Source organism: uncultured Allofournierella sp., from assembly GCA_944382705.1.
Taxonomy (GTDB): domain Bacteria; phylum Bacillota; class Clostridia; order Oscillospirales; family Ruminococcaceae; genus Allofournierella.
In genome coordinates this window covers 46726-64904 of sequence record CALWNE010000046.1, presented here as the reverse complement: position 1 = coordinate 64904, position 18179 = coordinate 46726, and the positions used below count along the sequence as shown (strand labels likewise).

The window sequence follows — 18179 nt, the reverse complement described above, 5'->3', positions numbered from 1 at the left end:
TTCTGTATTCTTCCAAGGCCCACACTGAAGCAGGCTCATTGTTGCAGTCAGCCTATTTATGCCACCGCATTCCGGCTTGCTGTTAGTATTCCATTGCCTTCCGTGCCTGGTAGGCCTGTTTGCTGCGATTGAAAGCGGCACGCCAGGCAAGTGCCATGGCAACCACAACCAGCGCATAAATTAACCCAAAGTAGAAAAACACATTCACCATGCTATTAGTATACGAAACCAGAAGGTTTTTAAAGGATGCTGGGCTTAACCGCAGATTTTCCATCTTTACAAAGATTCTAAACAAGATGGGAACCAGCACGCAGAACAGTGCCGCACCGGAAAAAGCATTGATGCACCAACGCAGACGAGCTGGCGCTGTGCGTTGCACACTCAACACCAAAATCAGGGCAATTAAAGTAACGCCTGCCACCACTCCTGCTGCCACCCAGGCCAGCTTTGTGAGCTTGGGCATATAGGCCGCCACTAGGCTGGCCAGCGAAATGCGCACATAGTTTTCGTAGTCCGTCTGGCAAAGCTGCGCCATCTGCTCCAAGGCACTGTCAATTTCATCCGTAATCTTAATGCCTCGTTCTTCCAGGCTTGCAGCCATGGCAACCTTAGCAGCCTGGCCCACTTCGGGGTGCTGCAACTTTTCTCGGTTGCCCTTATAAAACTCATCAATGGAGCGGAACAAGTCCTGCTGAATCTGCTCTGCCGTTATAAAGCTCGTCATCACCTCGCTGGACATACCGCCTGCACTGCCATAGCTGGTATAGTTTTCTTTCAGGTTCTCCAGTGCCTGAGCACTGTAACCGCTTTTCAAAACCTGCTGCTGAAGATACCCTTTATTACAAATAGTAAGTGCAACAACTCCAACTACTGATAGTAAAACAAGCAGCAAGCTAAGCACCCATGCTAATACAGCCGAAAAAAAAACGCCCTGCTTTTTATAGGTTTGCTTCATTGCCTAGTTCCTCCTTAGCTCTGCTTATCAATTACGGGGCCGGACACATACTCTGCATACACAAAGTAGCGTTCGGGGGTAAAGCCCAGCGCATCGAAGGGGTAGCAGGTATACATAATCAGGTTTTCATCGGTACGGCTAAAATCATAGGTAGTGTCATCCTGGTGATCCGCCACCTTCATATCAGTAACCCGGTAGGTGTAGGTTCCGTAATGGGTATCAATCGTTACCAAGTCGCCTACTTTTACATCCTGCAACCCATTAAAAAAGGTATTGTTATGGGCCGCCAGCAAAACGGTTTCCCCTTCGCCGGGAATGCCCGCACCGGAGGAATCGGCGTAAGTGGCTACACCACGGTTCAGCTCTTTGGTGGAATCTCCGTAGTACAGCGGGGCATCTACACTGGTGCCCGCAATGCTGATATGGCCATACTGGTCTCCCTTATTGGGGTACACCAGTTCACTGAAAGGAATCACGGTGGCATTTTTCAAATCCTGCCCCAACTGCTCATAGAGATTTGTATTTTGTGTATCCTCCAATTGGGCATCAAACAAATAGCTTGCCAGCCCTAAATAAGGCCGTGCAGTAGGCTCCACAGCCACCGTCAGCACAGCCATGGTCAATGCACAGAACAGGATGGGAGTTCCCACAAAAACCATGAATTTGCGGGCGGGCGAGACCTTTTTCCGCTGAGGTGTAGGGTCATTCTGCCCCGCTCTCGATGTCCGTGTGCGAGTTCCGCTTGTCTGCGCTGTGCGCAGGGTTCGCTCATTGCCTTTGTGTGGATTATGGTAAACCGCCATAAAACGCTCCTTTCCAAATTACCTCATGCCGTTTGCTTAAACGGAACACCAGAAGCCCCTTTCTATCGGGCAACGCTGCCACATGAAGCAACCTCTGCAAACCAATTTCCTTGGCTACAAGTCGTTTGTTGTACACTTATTTATGTTAATACAGTTTTGCTGCATCTGCCCTCTGGCATTGCCAAATCATCTTGCAAATCGCCTTTGGGGATGTAATACCGGTTCCAGTCTCCAGCACTACATTTCCCCAAAACAGGTCTGTCAGTACATCTTTTTTGGCTTAACAGAAAACATCTTTCGCTTTCCATAAATCAGACCAGACAAAACTGTCCTTATATACACAAAAAACAAGGAAAGTTAGCACCCAGGGGTCCTTTCCTTGTTTGTCAGCAAATTATGTGGCAAACACATCATTTGCCATACGAAGGATGATTACTCGCCCTTCTTAGCCTTAACTGCAGCCACGCCCAGAGCGGAAACCACAGCCAGACCCATAGCAGCTACACCAGCAGTGTTCAGACCAGTGGTCTTGATAACACCGTTGTTGCCAGTAGCAGGGGTGGTGGTAGCAGCAGCGCCTTCAGCCTCGAATGCTACGGGATTGGTGTCAGCGGTTATACCATTAACGGTAACCTTAACGCCGTTGGGCAGGGTAACCTTGCCGTCAGCGTTAACATCGATCATGCCGTAGTCAATCTCAACCTGACCGCCCAGAGCAGCCTTCAGCTCAGCCACAGCGTTGTCCAGGTTCTTCTGAACATCAGCAGCATTCAGGGTCTTGTTGTTCACCAGAGCTTCCAGATCCCGAACAGCCTTCTCTGCACGAGCGGCATCAACCTTGGAAGCATCCAGAGCGTTGACCAGGCTGTCAACCTCCTGTGCGGTTACGCCGTAGCCTGCCAGAGTGCCCTTGTACTTGTTGGCAACTTCCTGCAGCTCAGCAGTGGTAGCAGCAAAAGCAGAGGTGGCCATAACGCCAGCCAGAGCCAGAGCTGCAACGGTAGAAACTACTTTCTTCATTGGTGTCGTTCTCCTTTCTCAAAAATATTATATATATAACACGAATTTCGTGTTATATCAGGGTTAAAACCATCGTCCAAACAAATGTTTGGGCTTTGTGGCATCTCTTAACGAAGGCTCATCGCCACGGAACACAGCGGCACCGTTTTTTTCCAGATAGCGAACCATCTGGCTGCCTTCCCATTCCTCCACTTTGCGCAGAGCATCGCTCATGAGCGGAGGCCGCTTATCCATCGAGTGGGTATCGGTGGAAAGCACATGAACCAGGTTCCATTTAAAGAACTTTCGGACCATGGCCTGCCGTGAACCACTGCGCAGCAGACTGCTGGCATTCACCTGTGTTACCGCCCCGGCATTTACTAGGTCAAACAAACGGGTGGGATCACTAAGCATATAGGGGTACCGTTCCACATGAGCCAGCAGCGGAGTAATTCCCTGCAGACCAAGCTGATAAAAAACATCCTTGGCCCATGTGGGGTAAAAGGTGGGAGAAAACTCCACCAGCAAATAGTCGGTACCTTCCAGTACAAGGGGGTCCAAATCCAGCTCTACTAAGTTGGAGCTAAAAAACACTTCCGCCCCCAGCTTAAAAGCAACATCCAAGCCTTCGGCCTTCACTGCCTGCTGCAGCACTTCGTAAGCAGCGGCCCGCTTGTGAACAAACTCGTCCACCGTAATGCGCTCTGCATTAAAGTGGGGGGTAAGCGCAATCTGATTTACCCCCTGCGCCATCTGGCGGCGAATCAGCTCCAGAGACTCCTGAACATTTTGTGCCCCATCATCAATGCCAGGCAGAATGTGGCAATGCAAATCGGTCATGAGTCCACTCCTTTTATATCAACAAAGCTTTGCAAACAGCTATTTGCTGTTACTTGTAGTAACCGTACTCGTAGGAGTAATAATAGCCGGTATCCTTACTGGCGCTCTTAAGATCAAATCCGTTCAGTACCGCACCAATGATGTTGGCATTGGCAGCCTCCAGATTCTTCTTTGCCAGCTCCGCAGATTCTACGGTGGCATTGGCATGGCTTACCACAAACAGAATGCCGTCCACAATTGCACTGATTACCACAGCGTCGGTTACAACCGAAGCCGGGGGAGTATCAATAATGATGTAATCGTACTGGTCACTCAAGCTTTCCAGCAAGTTTGCCATACGGGCGCTGCCCAACAATTCGGCAGGGTTAGGCGGAACTACACCGGCAGTAATTACATCAATGTTCAGGTCGCTGAACCGCACAATGACATCTGTCGGCTTAGCCTCACCGCTCAAAATATTGGTAAGTCCCAAAGCCTTACGGTTGATTCGCAGATACTTATGTACCACCGGCTTGCGAAGGTCGCAATCAATCAGCAAAACCTTCTTGCCGCTTTCTGCCAATGTTACACACAGATTAACTGCCACATTGCTTTTTCCCTCACCAGGGATAGAACTGGTGATTGCAATCTTTTTGCAGCCGCTGCTGGCCGCAATAAAATTGATGTTGGTACGCAGGGTTTTGTAAGCCTCCACATACTGGAACGGCGCATCCTTAGAGATAATCTGCAACTTACGGGCAATGGAATGAGTCTTGTTCTTTCGATTGCTTTTTTTACTTCCAAAGCCAGGCAATTTAAAGCTCATCCTTCATCCTCCAAGTTTACATAAGGAATTACACCCAGCACTGTAAAGCCCAGATGCTTTTGAATGTCATCGTCAGTCTTGAAGGTGTTGTTCATCATCTCCCGCAGGAACACAACGCCAACGCTCAGTACCAAGCCAAGAAGACCGGCAATTGCCGTGTTCATCATCTTGTTGGGAGAAACCGGATTCTCACCTACCCGAGCATCGGAAATCACCTTTACTGAACCTGCCTCCACGGCATCCCGAACAATATCCGGCGCAATTTCCACAATCTTGCCCACAATTGCCTTGGCCTGTGCGGGATTTGCATCCTGTACCGCAATACGCATTACCTGGGTGGAATCCACGGCGGACACCTGCACCCGGTTGCGCATCTCCTCGTAGGTCATATCCAAATTCAGCGCATCAATCACCTGCTGAAGCACCGTATCGCTTTTGATAACAATGCCATATGTATTGACCAGATTCTTGGAGGTGGTAATCATATCGTTGGTAATGTTAGCATTGGCCTGATTTTGCTGGGAGTTTACAATCATGGTTGCACTTGCTTCGTACTGAGGCGTAATCAGGAAGGTTGTGACCAAAAAACCCACAATTGCACACACCAATGTGCTTGCCACAATGCTGATTGCATTATTTTTCAGCAGAAAAAATATTTCCCGCAAGTCAATGCTCTCGTATTCCTGTTCCATTCTTCGACCCCCTGAATTCACTCAACAGCCAGCGTGCTGTTTATCATTTTTATTCCATAATTAAAAAAATCAGTATTTGGTAAGTTTGTCTTTGCTGAATGTTCTATTATTAAAGCGAAAACACAAAACACACGAATTTCTTTCTAAACACACTGGCTGCTGCACAGCAAAATTGCATCATTGAAAATGCATAATTAAAATTCGCAATTCATTCGCAAACAGGGTTTCCAGAACTTCCCTACTACATGTTTCATGTTATTATCGTGTCAGATTATATCACACTCTTTTGTTATCTGCAATATTTCAAACCTGTTTTGACCATTTTTTAGCAATAGGCACAAACCTTGTATTTTTAAAAAATCTTTTTTCTGCAAAATCCATTAACAAAAGCGGGCAGCCCCTAAGGAGCTGCCCGTGAAAGGCTATTTTACAGCAAACGCTGCAATTCTTATGCCAGCACTGGTTCAAGTGCCTGAGCCAGTGCGTCTTTCTGCTGCTGGGCTTCTTCCAGATTCTTGCCTAGAGTGGTGAAGTAGGTTTTGATTTTGGGCTCGGTGCCACTGGGGCGCACCACTACGCTTGCGCCACCCCCCAAACGGTAAATCAGCACATTGGATGCAGGCAGCTGGATGGCACTCACCTGGCCAGTGGTCAAATCCGTGATTGTGCGTGCTTTATAATCTTCCACGCACTGCACCTTGTATCCTGCAATCTCTTTCAAAGGTTCCTGCCGCAGCCGCTGCATAATGCCTGCCATCTTATCCATGCCCGACAGACCCGGGAACTCAAAGCTGTCCACCAGGTTCAGATAGCGGCCGAAGGTTGCGTAGATACGCTCCAGCTCCTCCTTAATGGAAGAACCGATGCTGCGGTAGTAGGCAGCCATCTCGCAAATCAGCATACTGCCAACAATGGCATCCTTATCCCGCACATAGGAGCCAGCCAGGTAACCATAGCTCTCCTCAAAGCCAAACACAAAGCGTTCCACTTCGCCGGCAGCCTCCAGCTGGGCAATCTGGTCGCCAATCCACTTAAACCCGGTGAGCACATTCCGGCACTCTACGCCATAGTGAGCAGCTACCACATCCGCCAAAGGAGTGGATACAATGCTCTTTACCATAACAGGATTCTGGGGCATGGTGCCCTTTTCGATGCGGGCCTTGCAGATATAATCCAGCAGCAGTACACCCACCTCATTGCCGCTGAGCAGCTGGTAGCTGCCGTCCTTGCAGCGCACAGCAATGCCCACACGGTCTGCATCGGGGTCGGTGGCCAGCATCAGGTCTGCGCCCTCTTTTTCGGCCAGTTCAAGGCCCAAGCGCAGCGCCTCAAAGATTTCCGGGTTGGGATAGGGGCAGGTGGGGAAATTGCCGTCCGGGTCCTTCTGTTCCGGCACAATGGTAACATCCGTAATGCCAATGTCCGCCAGTACACGGGTAACGGGCACCAGGCCGCTGCCATTCAGGGGGCTGTACACCAGCTTGAGGCCGGCGGTCTCGCACAGGCCGGGGCGCACGCTGCGGCTTTCGATGGCTTTATACAGGGCCTCGCAGCAGTCCTCACCCACATACTGAATCAATCCCTGTGCCACGCCCTCCTCAAAGGAGATGGACTTTGCACCGGTGAGTACATCGGTTTTTTGAATCTCATCATACACCACAGCGGCGGCTTCGTCGGTCATCTGGCAGCCATCGGGACCATAGGCCTTGTAGCCGTTGTACTTGGCGGGGTTGTGGCTTGCAGTAATCATAATGCCTGCGTTGCAGCCGTAATAGCGGGTGGCAAAGCTCAAAGCCGGAACGGGCATGAGGGCAGAGTAAATCCGCACTTTTACTCCATTGGCTGCCAGCACCTCAGCGGCTGCCTTTGCAAACACATCACTTTTGATGCGGCTGTCGTAGCTGATGGCCACAGTCTGGCTTCCCCCCTGGGTTTTAACCCAGTTGGCCAAGCCCTGGGTTGCCTGACGCACTACATAAACATTCATGCGATTGGTACCTGCACCAATCACGCCACGCAAACCTGCGGTACCGAATTGCAGCGACACCGCAAATCGGTCCTGAATGGCCTCATCGTTATCCTTCACCGATTCTAATTCGGGCTTCAAATCAGCATCATCCAGCTCATATGCCAACCAGCGCTCGTATTCACTTTTGTACATTGCAAACACCTGCTCCTTGATAAATTTTGGTTTGGGGGCAAAATCTTCATAAATGCGGACCGTGGCAGATTGTTATTTTTCAGTCCGTATAGTTGCATTATAATATAGCGTTTTTATTTGTGCAAGTCACCTGGCCAGCTCCCGCTGCTGTTTTGTTTTTTATCGGCTGCTGTTCCGGTGCAGCGGGCCGCCCTGTTCAAACGATGCAATCCTTTTTATTCCCTGCCCTTTGCCCTTGTGTACATTGGCAAGGGGCGTTATACTTTAATTAACCAAAAGGTACCGTATCTGCCCTGAAACGGGCAGGGGAACAGGAGTTTTGCCATGTTTGCAAAGATACAAAGTTTTGGAGTAAATGGTCTTTCCGGCTTTGCTGTAACTGCCGAAGCGGACATCAGCGGCGGATTGCCGCAATTTTCCATCGTGGGCCTTCCAGACAGCGCCGTAAAAGAAGCAGCCGACCGGGTGCGCAGCGCCATCAAGAACCTTGGGTTTGCCTGGCCAGCCAGCCGTATTACCGTTAATCTGGCCCCGGCGCATCTGCGCAAAACCGGCCCCGTATATGACCTGCCGGTTTTTCTTGCCCTGCTGTGCGCCGCTGGCCAGCTGGCCCCCTTGCCAGACCACCTGGCCTTTGTGGGCGAGCTTTCGCTGGATGGCAGTCTGCGGCCCATCACCGGCATTCTGCCCATGGCCCTTGCGGCGGCCGAGGCGGGCATTACCCAGCTGTTTGTGCCTGCCCAAAATGCAGCAGAAGCCGCCAGTGCAGGCAGCCTCACCGTTTATGCCGCCAATACTGCCCGGGAAGTGGTGGAGCACCTCACGGGAGAAAAACCTTTGCAGCCGGTCCCCTGTCCGGATTTCTTTGCTGGCTCGGCCCTGGATGTGCCGGATTTTGCCGATGTAAAGGGCCAGCTGGCAGCCCGCCGGGCACTGGAAATTGCCGCTGCGGGTATGCACAATGTGCTGCTGTTGGGCCCTCCGGGCACCGGCAAATCCATGCTTGCCAAGCGAATGCCGGGCATCCTTCCGCCCCTTACCCGGCAGGAAGCCGTGGATACCACTAAAATTTATTCTGTAGCCGGCTTGCTTCCTTCCGGTTCCGGTCTGCTCACCTGCCGGCCCTTCCGCAGCCCGCATCATAGCGTAAGCTGTGCCGCCCTGGCTGGCGGCGGTGCGCACATCCGCCCCGGTGAGGTGAGCCTTGCCCACAACGGAGTGCTGTTTTTGGATGAACTTCCGGAATTCAGCCGGGATACCCTGGAGGTGCTGCGCCAACCGGTGGAGGATGGGGTGGTTACCATCAGCCGGGCCAGCGGCAGTGCCACCTATCCCAGCCAGTTTTTGCTGCTGGCCGCCATGAACCCCTGTAAATGCGGGTATTTCGGTCATCCCACACGGGCCTGCACCTGTACCCCCAGTGCGGTGGATCGGTATCGCCAGCGTATCTCCGGCCCTTTGTTGGACCGCATCGACCTGCATGTGGAGGTTAGCCCGGTTCTGTACGAGGAAATTAGCAGCAGCCAGGCAGGAGAGTCCAGCCAGGCTATCCTGGAGCGGGTCATGGCTGCCCGTGCCATCCAGCAGCAGCGGTACGAGACCACCGGGGTTTTGTGCAACGCTCACCTTACCAGCCGGGGAATTCGGCAGGTATGCCAGCTGGACAGCACCGCCGCCGCCATGCTTCACAAAGCTTTCGACAGTCTGGGCCTTTCCGCCCGTGCCTACGATCGCATCCTGAAGGTAAGCCGCACCATTGCCGATTTGGCAGGCAGCCCCCAAATCCAAGCTGCACACCTGGCAGAAGCGCTGCAATACCGAAGCATGGATCGCACCTATTGGTACGACCAGTAAGCAGTCCTATTAATCTTTGGTCAGGTCGTTCTATCTTGACTTTATCTGACAAAAAACATTATAATTAACTTTAAATAAGAACTGAGCAGATTGCCGATTCAAGTGTATTTGAACCGGCAATTCTTCATGTAGTTTACCCATGCGGAAATCATCCTGTACCGAGGCGTTATCTGCGGTCAGGTGAGCGGTAACTCCCAAAAACACAAAAAGGACGGAATCTTTCAATGCAGCTAAATGTTTCTGTTATTCTTCCCGTGTATAACACTGCACCCTATCTTGGCCAATGCCTTGACAGCATCCTTGCGCAAACCCTTCAAAACTTTGAGATTATCTGTGTGGACGATGGCTCCACCGATGGTTCTTTAGAGCTGCTGGAACAGTACCAGAACAAGGATTCCCGAATTCGTGTTATCAAACAAAAAAACCTGTACGCAGGCGTTGCCCGCAACAAGGGCCTGGAAGTTGCCCAGGGCGAGTATGTAATCTTTTTGGATTCCGACGATTTTTTTGAACCCCAAATGCTCCAAGCTGTCTATGAGCAAGCCACGCAGCAGGATGCTGATGTGGTTTTGTTTGGCGGCCGCACCTATCATCATGTCAAACAGGAATATCGGGATATGCCCAGCTACCTGCGCAAAGATTTAATTGGCGAGCGCACCGTATTCAATCGAAACGATTTGCCGGACAACCTGCTTACCATCACCACCCCTGCTCCCTGGACCAAAGCGTTCCGCCGTTCCTTTATTCTGGCTCAACAACTACAATTTCAGCCGCTGCAAAACTCCAACGATGTCTATTTTACCATGTGCGCCCTGGCATTGGCGGAGCGCATCACCTGGGTAAACCTTCCCTTCACCAATTACCGAATCGGGCAAGGCGGCAATATCCAAAGCGGTAAAGCAAAGAATCCATGCTGCTTTGTGCAAGCCTATGCGGCCATCTATCACACTCTTCAGCAGCACCAGTTGTTCCCTCTGCTGAAAAAGAGTTATTGCAAGCTGTTTTTCTCCGGCATCCTGTTCAACCTGAACACCATGACAGAAATCATCCCTCGTCAAAAAATCCTTTCTGCGCTGGCAGAACTGGATTTTCTATGGAAGGATCTCTTAAATGAACCGGCGGAGTTTTACGCCGATTTTTCGGAAAACTATAAAAAAATTAAAGATCTGGTCTTACAGATGGATACTGTCCGGCAAAACGGCTTGCTGAAGCAGTATTCCACTGTATATGAGTGCTTGCAAAGATGCACCAATCAACCCTATGCTGTATCTGTAATTGTCCCTATCTATAACATCGGAGAGTACCTCAAGCCCTGTTTGGACAGCATTGTCAACCAAACCCTCAAAAACATTCAAATTATTTGTGTGAACGATGGTTCCGAGGACCAAAGCCTGGAAATCGCCCTGGATTACGCCCGGCGTGATAGCCGGTTTACGGTAATCTCCCAAAAGAACAGCGGACTTTCCGTTGCCCGCAACCATGGCCTGAAGGAAGCCTGTGGTGAATATATTTATTTTATGGATGGAGACGATATCCTCAGCAGTGAAGCACTGGAGGAATTGTACCGCAAGGCCTGCGCCGAGGATTTGTCCATTATTTACTTTGATGCGGATTGCTTCAGCGATGACCCCGAGGTAGAGGAGCAGTTTGTGCGCAACAACATCCATTTATACCACCGCCGGAACGATTATTCCCAGGCCCGCCCCGGTATTGATATGCTGGCCGCAATGGAATCAAACCGCGAGCTCTATTCCTCCTGCTGCTTGCAGTTTATCCGCCGCAGCTACTGGCAGGAGCTGAATCTCTGGTTTATTCCCCGCATCCTGCATGAGGATAACTTCTTTACCTGCATTTCCATGTGCTGTGCCCCCAAAACCGCCTGGGTACCCAACTGCTACTTCAAGCGGAGATACCGTAAAAATTCAATCATGACCCAGCAGGCTAGCTTTGCTCACAGCTATGGATACTATCGGTCTTATACTGAGCTGGTGCATCGATTTGAAAACCAGACCAACTGGAGCGATACCCAGTCTTACTATGTGCGGCATTTCATGCATCGTTTGCTGCAAAATGCCATTCGCATTTATGCAAATTTGTCCTTTGCAGAAAACTTTTTGTACTGCTACCTGCCTCTGACGGAGGCCATGGAATTTTCCACCCTTGTAATTGCACCTGCTTCCTTTCGAGTGGATTGTTTCCAAAAACAGAAACTGCTGCAAAAAACCTACGATGAAAAGGCTGAGCGAGGCGTTCAGCTCAAGGAATTGCGGGCCAAACTGCAAAAAACCTACGACGAAAAAGCCGAGCGGGGCATTCAGCTCAAGGAATTGCGGGCCAAGCTCCAAAAAACCTACGACGAAAATGCCGAGCGGGGCTTGCAAATTAAAGAATTGCAGCAGGAAACCCTGCGTTTGAAGCAGCAAAACCAATTGCTCCTTACGGCCGGAAAACCCACCTTCCTCTGCCTGTTGCTTCAGATTTTGTTGTGGCTGGAAAAAGGCTGCTCCTTCTTTTATCGCAAGGGCGTACAGTTCCTCTGCTTTTTCAAACGAGGTCTGCGCTGCATCAAGTCCTCTGCCAAATCCATTCTGCGTATCCTTTGGCGTGGAGGCCGGTACATACTGCGTTTATCCGTTTCTCTTGCCAAAGCTTCCGTTCGCTCCACAAAGTCTTTTTTAAAGCGTGTAAAACGCAAGCTGGTGGGCATTGTATTTGGCAAAGCGCCTGTATAACTGTCAGAGGGCAACAAGCATGAACACTACCCTATGCTACATTGAGCAAAACGATTGTTATTTGATGCTGCACCGCACCAAAAAGAACCAGGACCCTAACGCAGGCAAGTGGATTGGCGTGGGCGGCAAATTTGAACCCGGAGAGAGCCCAGACGAATGTCTGCGGCGAGAAGTAACCGAAGAAACAGGTCTTACCCTGAACAGCTGGCAGTGCCGGGGGATTGTAACCTTTGTTTCCGATGAATGGCCTACGGAATATATGCACCTGTTTACCAGCTGTGGTTTTTCCGGCACTGTACAGGACTGTGCCGAAGGTCAGCTTCAGTGGGTGCACAAAAGCCAGGTTCCGGAGCTTCCCCTCTGGGAAGGTGACCGAATCTTCTTAAAACTGTTGGCGCAGGGGCAACCCTTCTTTCTGCTCACCCTGCGCTACCAGGGCCCGCACCTGTGCCAGGCTATCCTGAACGGAAGCCCTCTCCCCCTTGCCTAAGGCAAACTTTCCACGCACCGTATCAAAACACCCGCAATGCCCCCTGGGGTTTGCGGGTGTTTTTCTGTTTGTTTTAAGCTGGTTGGACGCATTATTTCCAGCGATTTTATATGCTTTTCACTCTAATATTATTCTATTTTAAAAAATATTTTATTGACTTTTCACAAATCAAGTATCATAATATAGGTACAGGGACCCATACTCCCAGTTATCTAAGAAAGGTGGTTTCCCATTATGACGAGCAACAACAAATCCTATTTTGATAAAATCGCAGAATATGGCCAGTTGGTCATCATCTCCGGCCCCAATGGCGTGGGCAAAAGCACCGTAATTCGCGAATACATCGCCCAGCACCCCAACGCCTGTAAGTGCGTTACCGTTACCACCCGCCCCCAGCGCCCAGATGAAGAAGACGGCGACGACCACTATTTTGTAACCCACGATGAATTCGACCGGCTGATTCGCACCAATCAACTGCTGGAATACGGCTACAAGAACGGCATTGGCTACGGCACTCCCCGCAATGCAGTGGAAAGTCTGCGCAAAGCCGGCCGCAATGTGATTTTGGACATTGATGTCATTGGTGCCATGAAGGTACGCACCTTCTGCCCGGATGCTACCTTGATTTTCATCATGCCCCCCTCCTGGAGCGAGCTGGAGCAGCGGCTGCGCCAAGGCAGCACACGGAGCGAAGCGCAGATTCAGGAGCAGTTGAGCACCGCACAGGAGGAGGTGCTCTGTGCCGAGCAGTATGACTATATCCTGATTAACGACACGGTGGAAAAAACCGTTCGCCGTTTGGGCCAGATTATCCACGGAAACCGGTACAGCCGCAATAGCATGAAAACCTTTCTGGCCAGCTACATCGGGAGTGAATTCCCCATTCAGTCCGATTTGGCCAATGAGATTTTGTCCATCAAACGGAACTGATTCTTCCTTCGGCACACACTGCTGCACGCAGCAGGCAGGTACCAGGTGGCGCCGCCCGGTAAAGTTCTGCGTCTTGGTGCGCCGAGGCTAGTTTTTCCCCTTGTTTTGTTACTTACCTTTCCATAGTTCTCTGTTTGCAGGCATGGGTACACCCTTGCACCGCAAACAACAAAGCCCCACCGTCTGCACTCCTGCTTCGGTGGGGCTTTTGCTGTCTGTTAGTTAAATGCCTTCTGTGCCAGTCAATCTGCCAAACGCAAACTGATTTCTCCGGTACTCACCCGCTCATGGGTTCCATCCGGGTACTCCACCACCAGCCTGCACTCCTCATCAATATCCAGCACCTTGGCCAAACGGCTGCCGCCGGGCTGTACCAGATTCACCTTTCGGCCAATTACCAGGCTGTTTGTCCGGTATTCCTCCACATGGGCCTGGGGGTCACCATGCTGATACAGGCTGTAAAACTCCTGCAAAAAAGCTGCTGCCAAACGGTTTTTTCCATCGCTTTCTGTTTGGGTAAATACCGCCCCTGCCAAAGACTGCAATTCCTGCGGAAAACCTTCTGGGGGGGCGTAGGCATTAATGCCAACTCCCAGCACGGCATAGTCCAGCTGACCATTTTCCAGGTTTATCCCGCCCTCGGTAAGAATACCGCACACCTTTTTGCCTTCTAGATAAACATCATTCACCCATTTGATTTGCGCCTGTCGTCCGCTCACCTGGCGGATAGCCCGGCATACCGCCACTGCTGCCATGGTGGTAAGGCTGCCTGCCCGCTGTGCATCCCATCCTTGGGGCCGCAGCAGAATACTCATGTAAATCCCTGTATCCTTGGGGGAAAAGAAATTTCGGCCCAGTCGGCCCCTGCCTTGGGTTTGCTGGCTGGCCACCAGCACCCGGCCCTCCGGCGCACCCTCGTTGGCCTGACGGCGCAGCTGGCTGTTGGTGGAATCCACTGTATGTTCCACCAGCACCTCAAGCCCTTCCAACTCAGCAGGCAGATGCCGACGAATCCCCTGGGCAGAGAGCACATCGGTCCACTGGGCCAGGCAATACCCCCTGTTGGATACTGCATCAATGGCATAGCCCTGCTGTTCCAAGGCTTTCACGGCTTTCCACACCGCTGCACGGGAGATACCCAGTTCCTGGGCAATCTGCTGGCCCGAACAATAACTGCCCCTGTGCTGCTCCAGCAAATTCAGCAGCCGTTCTTTGGTTGACATAGTCACGCCCTCCCTGTAGTTTGCTTCTAGTGTATCATGAATTCAGGCAAAGGGCAACCATTCTAAGCTTTCATCGTTTACAATCTCCTGGCTTTCCCCGGCTTCGGCACGCACTTTTTAAGCCAAGGGATAACCCGCACTCAAGGCCCAAAAAGCCCTATGTTTTTATGGATGTTCTTTACCAGCAGCACTCCACAGCGGGATACCGCCTTTCGGGTTTCCCCATCCAATTTACCTATGGTGCAAACCAGATTTTTTATAACCAGGCCCCAATCCTGCTCTGGTGCCAAAAATCGTTGCAGCTTACTTTGGGCAAGCACCTGGTAAATGGTATCCACAAACAACTGACGCTGGCGGGTGTCCATCTCCTCCAGCCAGCCTTTCAGGGTTCGGTCTACCAGTCTGCTGCCGTTGCTCAGCTCATTTTTGTAACAAAATCGGTTTCGATCCACCATCCAGGAACCAATGTCGTGCTGCAAGTATTCTGTGGTTTGGCTGCTCTGCACTACCCTGTACGGCTCCCCATGCTGGAACATCAGCCCCACCACCGAAGCCTGGGGCAGATAGGTCTGCATCCGCCCGCACATCTGTTTATACCCCTCCCTTTCCAGAATGGTGCAATCAAACCCAGGCCCATCAAAATTGTGTATTATCTGAATGCGGCGGCAGATGGATTGACTGCAAAAAGAAGCTGCAAACATGGCCAGGTTTCCGCCTTTTGAGTGCCCGCCCAGCAAAAGCGGCTCCCTGGTGCGCTCTGCTACCCAGTGCAGATACCGCACCGCCGCTTTCTGGGAAGGCACCGGGCAGATAAAGGTCATGTTGAAATTTTCCTTCCAGCCAATCAAGGTGTCATCTGTTCCTCGAAAGGCGATATACAGCCGCCCATCTCCCAGCCAAAAGGTACTGGCAGAAAACTGCATCTGCTGTTTTTCTCTCAGTATGTCCACATGGCACCCAATCCCCATGGTGTAAAACCGAGGGCTTTGGCCCAGCAGTTCCACCAACCGCTCATCCTCGCGGCTGAGGCATGGGCTTTGGCGGTGCGCTGCTTTAAGCCGGGCTACCGCCTTTTTTAAAGAGACGGGCGGCTGGGTACAGCGGGCAAACACCCGTTTAAAGGGCAGGTACGAAATCCGCGCCAAGACCAAGGCATCTACCTCGCCAAAGGGGTCCTGCTGTAAGGTTAAATCTCCCCGCCAGCGCAGATAATCCAGCAAATCTGCCATCCGGCAGCTCACTCCTTTCGTGGTTTTCACTGCACAATAGTGTAGCATATCTTTTAAAAAACCGCCGCCGCATTGTGTCGAGGATGGATTATCCTCCCCGCTTATGCTATACTGTTCTCTGCTGTTGCGGGTAAACAGTCAGTTTTGCCGCCCATGGTTCTGCTGTCTGCTTTCCCGCCTTTAAACTTCTTTCACGCTATTCAGGAGAACCACTGCATGAACTACACACAACAGGAACTCACCGAAGCCAAACGCCAAGTCGACTCCACCATACACAAACTGCATCAAACCCTGCACACCCTGCAAAGCAAGGAGCAGCCCAGCCGTTGCAAATCCCAAATTACGCTGGCCCAGCGGCGCATTCAGGCTTTTACCCTTGCCAGCCAGCTCATCGAACAGCAGCTTCTTTTGGCGGGTAAATAACTGCGGTTTCATCAAAAAAACATCACATCAATCCCGTTCTGCGCTGCCCGCAAAATTAAACACTATTTTAAGGTGGAGATTGTTTAAGCAGCCGAAAGGGCTTGTTGTCTGTGAATTGCAGACAACAAGCCCTTTCATTGTTTCTTAATGCGTTCGATTCTAGTGGTACTCCACATCCATCCCCTTTACTGGGAACGCTGTGCAGCGGATTACAGCGCTGCCTGTCAGCCAGGTCTGTACCCTCAACTCTTACCAAAAGCAGTTTTCACTGCTGGTATTGTTCCAGGGTGTAGCGGCCCCGTTTTTTGGTTTTTTCTCCATACTGAATGGCCTGCCGGGGGCAGTAATTGATACAGCGCAAACACTGCCAACATTCTTTGCCCCAACAAGGCTTGCCCTCCTGCAAAGAGATAGTTTTTGCAGGGCAGTTTGCAGCACACATACCGCAGCCAATGCAGCAATCAGTCGCATAAAAGGAGGCAGTGCTGCGCCCAAATTTTTGAAACCCCCAGTTCACCACCGTGGATTTCAGCCAGGGACAAAAACCTTCCTCCACCTGGTATACCGGCATTTGCTTGCTTACTTCCATTGCCATCTGCTGTATCTGCTGGCGGGCAGCCTGCAACTTGTGCTGCACGGATGCTTTTTCCTCCACATCCTCCCCCAAAATATAATTGCTGGGCATTACCAGGCTGTAACTGCTCTGTTGATGGTAGACGCTTGCCAGCTTCTTTAAGGCGTATCCTGCATCTGCACCACAGGTTGCCACCGCAAACCGAAAAGCGTTGCTGGCGGGCAACTGCCCGGCAAATTGCCTTACCGCCTCAGGCGCACCCCAGGCATAAATCGGGAACACCAAGCCAATCTGCCGTTCGTTCTGCAAATCCGGAAGGGGCTTTTGTGTAATGCAATGGATTCTATCTCCCGTTGCATGGGCCAGCTGCTGTGCAGCCCAGCGAGAATTTCCCGTACCCGAAAAATAAAAAATCATAAAATTCCCCTCTTAAATCTGGATGGTGCCCCATAAAAAAACAAACCGGCACCAAAATACCCTGTGCCGGCTCGTTTGTTTGCTATGGAACGGAATGTTTTGTTACTCTTTCAAAAGTTCTGGCCGTTTATTTTTGATAATGGCCAATGCTGCCTGAACTGCAGAGGATTCCTCTCCCTTTTCCAATATTGCTTGGAGCCTTTGGGCTTCGCTCTGTTCTGCTTTTTCACGCTCTGCTTTCTTGCGGGCCTGCCAGTCCTGAGCCAATTTTTTAATGTCCTGCTCATTCTTGGGCAGTTTTTTTGTGGCCAAAAACTCCTCGTAAGCATCGCAATACAGCGTTACATTGTCGGTAAAGGCAACCTGCCGGCCATGGTCCAACCACAAAATCTTATTGCACATCTCCCGAACCTGCTCCAGCGAATGGGAAACCAGAATGCCCGTTACGCCGCTGCCAAGGATTTCCTTCATCTTGTCGCCGCTTTTTTTGCGGAATGCACCATCGCCCACGCTGAGAACCTCATCCAAAATGAGAATATCCGGGCTGACCAAGCAGGCAATGGAAAAAGCAAGACGGCTTTTCATACCACTGGAAAGATGCTTAAAGGGCCGCTCCTGGAAATCCTTCAATTCTGCAAATTCAATGATTTCCTCGTACTTTTCATCCATAAACGCACGGGTATACCCCAGCATGGCACCACGCAGGTAGGTATTTTCCCGCACGGTTAGCTCACTGTCAAATCCGCTGGCAAGCTCCAGCAGCGCCGCAATGCTGCCATTGATTTTCATGCTGCCTTTGGTGGGCACCATAATGCCGGAAATCGCCTTCAGTAAGGTGGATTTACCGGCACCGTTGGAACCAATGATGCCCAGCATATCCCCCTGCTCCAATGTAAAGGTAATGTCCTTATCGGCCCAAAATTCATTTACATGGTAGTCACCTTTAATGCGGCGCATTACATATTCTTTTAATCCAATGTCCTTAAAATCGCCTGTGATGTACCGAATGGATACACCATTTGCCTGTACTGTAATCATGGTGCTCCTCCCCT

The 18179-nt window shown here is 51.0% G+C and carries 15 protein-coding genes and 1 pseudogene; 5 read left to right on the top strand and 11 right to left on the bottom strand.

The genetic code is table 11. From position 1 onward, the window contains the following. Positions 1-82: 82 nt before the first annotated feature. The 7 genes from ACH2EM_RS07080 to ACH2EM_RS07050 all read right to left on the bottom strand — a co-directional run bounded on the left by ACH2EM_RS07080 (position 83) and on the right by ACH2EM_RS07050 (position 7255). Positions 83-814, bottom strand: a complete 732-nt coding sequence (locus tag ACH2EM_RS07080; protein WP_395151433.1) for a hypothetical protein — start codon at positions 812-814, stop codon at positions 83-85. Between the two features lie 155 nt (positions 815-969). Continuing rightward, on the bottom strand, positions 970-1758 hold the full coding sequence (locus tag ACH2EM_RS07075; protein ID WP_395151432.1) for a class D sortase: 789 nt from the start codon (positions 1756-1758) through the stop codon (positions 970-972). A gap of 432 nt (positions 1759-2190) precedes the next feature. Beyond that, a complete protein-coding gene (locus ACH2EM_RS07070) occupies positions 2191-2778 on the bottom strand; it encodes a hypothetical protein (protein WP_395151431.1) in 588 nt (195 codons plus the stop codon). A 63-nt stretch (positions 2779-2841) separates the two neighbouring features. Continuing rightward, positions 2842-3597, bottom strand: coding sequence for a tyrosine-protein phosphatase (locus ACH2EM_RS07065; RefSeq protein ID WP_395151430.1), 756 nt, complete (start codon positions 3595-3597; stop codon positions 2842-2844). 49 nt (positions 3598-3646) lie between these two features. Next, the gene (locus ACH2EM_RS07060) at positions 3647-4402 is read right to left on the bottom strand and encodes a CpsD/CapB family tyrosine-protein kinase (protein ID WP_395151429.1); all 756 of its coding nucleotides are present in this window, start codon (positions 4400-4402) and stop codon (positions 3647-3649) included. After that, on the bottom strand, positions 4399-5094 hold the full coding sequence (locus ACH2EM_RS07055) for a YveK family protein (RefSeq protein WP_395151428.1): 696 nt from the start codon (positions 5092-5094) through the stop codon (positions 4399-4401). Before ACH2EM_RS07055 ends, ACH2EM_RS07060 begins: the two co-directional genes overlap by 4 nt. A 448-nt stretch (positions 5095-5542) precedes the next feature. Beyond that, positions 5543-7255, bottom strand: coding sequence for a phospho-sugar mutase (locus ACH2EM_RS07050; protein WP_395151427.1), 1713 nt, complete (start codon positions 7253-7255; stop codon positions 5543-5545). A 324-nt stretch (positions 7256-7579) separates the two neighbouring features. Between ACH2EM_RS07050 and ACH2EM_RS07045 the strand changes: the two genes are divergently transcribed. The 4 genes from ACH2EM_RS07045 (at position 7580) to gmk (ending at position 13261) form a co-directional block, all read left to right on the top strand. Continuing rightward, a complete protein-coding gene (locus ACH2EM_RS07045; protein ID WP_395151426.1) occupies positions 7580-9109 on the top strand; it encodes a YifB family Mg chelatase-like AAA ATPase in 1530 nt (509 codons plus the stop codon). 224 nt (positions 9110-9333) lie between these two features. Next, the gene (locus ACH2EM_RS07040; RefSeq protein WP_395151425.1) at positions 9334-11841 is read left to right on the top strand and encodes a glycosyltransferase; all 2508 of its coding nucleotides are present in this window, start codon (positions 9334-9336) and stop codon (positions 11839-11841) included. 19 nt (positions 11842-11860) lie between these two features. Continuing rightward, positions 11861-12331, top strand: a complete 471-nt coding sequence (locus ACH2EM_RS07035) for an NUDIX domain-containing protein (protein ID WP_395151424.1) — start codon at positions 11861-11863, stop codon at positions 12329-12331. 234 nt (positions 12332-12565) lie between these two features. Beyond that, a complete protein-coding gene (gene gmk / locus ACH2EM_RS07030) occupies positions 12566-13261 on the top strand; it encodes a guanylate kinase (protein WP_395151423.1) in 696 nt (231 codons plus the stop codon). 242 nt (positions 13262-13503) lie between these two features. Here the strand turns inward: gmk and ACH2EM_RS07025 are convergent, their stop codons facing one another. Together ACH2EM_RS07025 and ACH2EM_RS07020 are read right to left on the bottom strand one after the other, a co-directional pair. Further along, positions 13504-14484, bottom strand: a complete 981-nt coding sequence (locus ACH2EM_RS07025; protein ID WP_395151422.1) for a biotin--[acetyl-CoA-carboxylase] ligase — start codon at positions 14482-14484, stop codon at positions 13504-13506. Positions 14485-14624: 140 nt separating this feature from the next. Beyond that, the gene (locus ACH2EM_RS07020; protein WP_395151421.1) at positions 14625-15713 is read right to left on the bottom strand and encodes an Mbeg1-like protein; all 1089 of its coding nucleotides are present in this window, start codon (positions 15711-15713) and stop codon (positions 14625-14627) included. Between the two features lie 216 nt (positions 15714-15929). Here ACH2EM_RS07020 and ACH2EM_RS07015 point away from each other — a divergent pair, with 216 nt between their 5' ends. Continuing rightward, positions 15930-16136, top strand: coding sequence for a hypothetical protein (locus ACH2EM_RS07015; RefSeq protein WP_395151420.1), 207 nt, complete (start codon positions 15930-15932; stop codon positions 16134-16136). Positions 16137-16401: 265 nt separating this feature from the next. Here ACH2EM_RS07015 and ACH2EM_RS07010 read toward each other — a convergent pair whose 3' ends face one another. Together ACH2EM_RS07010 and ACH2EM_RS07005 are read right to left on the bottom strand one after the other, a co-directional pair. Further along, positions 16402-17127 carry an EFR1 family ferrodoxin gene (locus tag ACH2EM_RS07010; protein WP_395151419.1) on the bottom strand — a complete coding sequence of 242 codons (726 nt, stop codon included), beginning with the start codon at positions 17125-17127 and terminating at the stop codon, positions 16402-16404. 297 nt (positions 17128-17424) lie between these two features. Continuing rightward, positions 17425-18165: pseudogene (locus tag ACH2EM_RS07005) on the bottom strand (ABC transporter ATP-binding protein); the annotation flags it as partial. Positions 18166-18179: the final 14 nt, after the last annotated feature.

Excerpts from the sequence above, each read along its gene's own strand:
- ACH2EM_RS07070 (WP_395151431.1), bottom strand. The coding sequence starts at position 2,778 with ATGAAGAAAGTAGTTTCTACCGTTGCAGCTCTGGCTCTGGCTGGCGTT.
- ACH2EM_RS07035 (WP_395151424.1), top strand. The coding sequence starts at position 11,861 with ATGAACACTACCCTATGCTACATTGAGCAAAACGATTGTTATTTGATG.
- ACH2EM_RS07040 (WP_395151425.1), top strand. The coding sequence starts at position 9,334 with ATGCAGCTAAATGTTTCTGTTATTCTTCCCGTGTATAACACTGCACCC.
- ACH2EM_RS07060 (WP_395151429.1), bottom strand. The coding sequence starts at position 4,402 with ATGAGCTTTAAATTGCCTGGCTTTGGAAGTAAAAAAAGCAATCGAAAG.
- ACH2EM_RS07045 (WP_395151426.1), top strand. The coding sequence starts at position 7,580 with ATGTTTGCAAAGATACAAAGTTTTGGAGTAAATGGTCTTTCCGGCTTT.
- ACH2EM_RS07020 (WP_395151421.1), bottom strand. The coding sequence starts at position 15,713 with ATGGCAGATTTGCTGGATTATCTGCGCTGGCGGGGAGATTTAACCTTA.
- ACH2EM_RS07075 (WP_395151432.1), bottom strand. The coding sequence starts at position 1,758 with ATGGCGGTTTACCATAATCCACACAAAGGCAATGAGCGAACCCTGCGC.
- gmk (WP_395151423.1), top strand. The coding sequence starts at position 12,566 with ATGACGAGCAACAACAAATCCTATTTTGATAAAATCGCAGAATATGGC.
- ACH2EM_RS07055 (WP_395151428.1), bottom strand. The coding sequence starts at position 5,094 with ATGGAACAGGAATACGAGAGCATTGACTTGCGGGAAATATTTTTTCTG.
- ACH2EM_RS07050 (WP_395151427.1), bottom strand. The coding sequence starts at position 7,255 with ATGTACAAAAGTGAATACGAGCGCTGGTTGGCATATGAGCTGGATGAT.
- ACH2EM_RS07025 (WP_395151422.1), bottom strand. The coding sequence starts at position 14,484 with ATGTCAACCAAAGAACGGCTGCTGAATTTGCTGGAGCAGCACAGGGGC.
- ACH2EM_RS07065 (WP_395151430.1), bottom strand. The coding sequence starts at position 3,597 with ATGACCGATTTGCATTGCCACATTCTGCCTGGCATTGATGATGGGGCA.
- ACH2EM_RS07010 (WP_395151419.1), bottom strand. The coding sequence starts at position 17,127 with ATGATTTTTTATTTTTCGGGTACGGGAAATTCTCGCTGGGCTGCACAG.
- ACH2EM_RS07015 (WP_395151420.1), top strand. The coding sequence starts at position 15,930 with ATGAACTACACACAACAGGAACTCACCGAAGCCAAACGCCAAGTCGAC.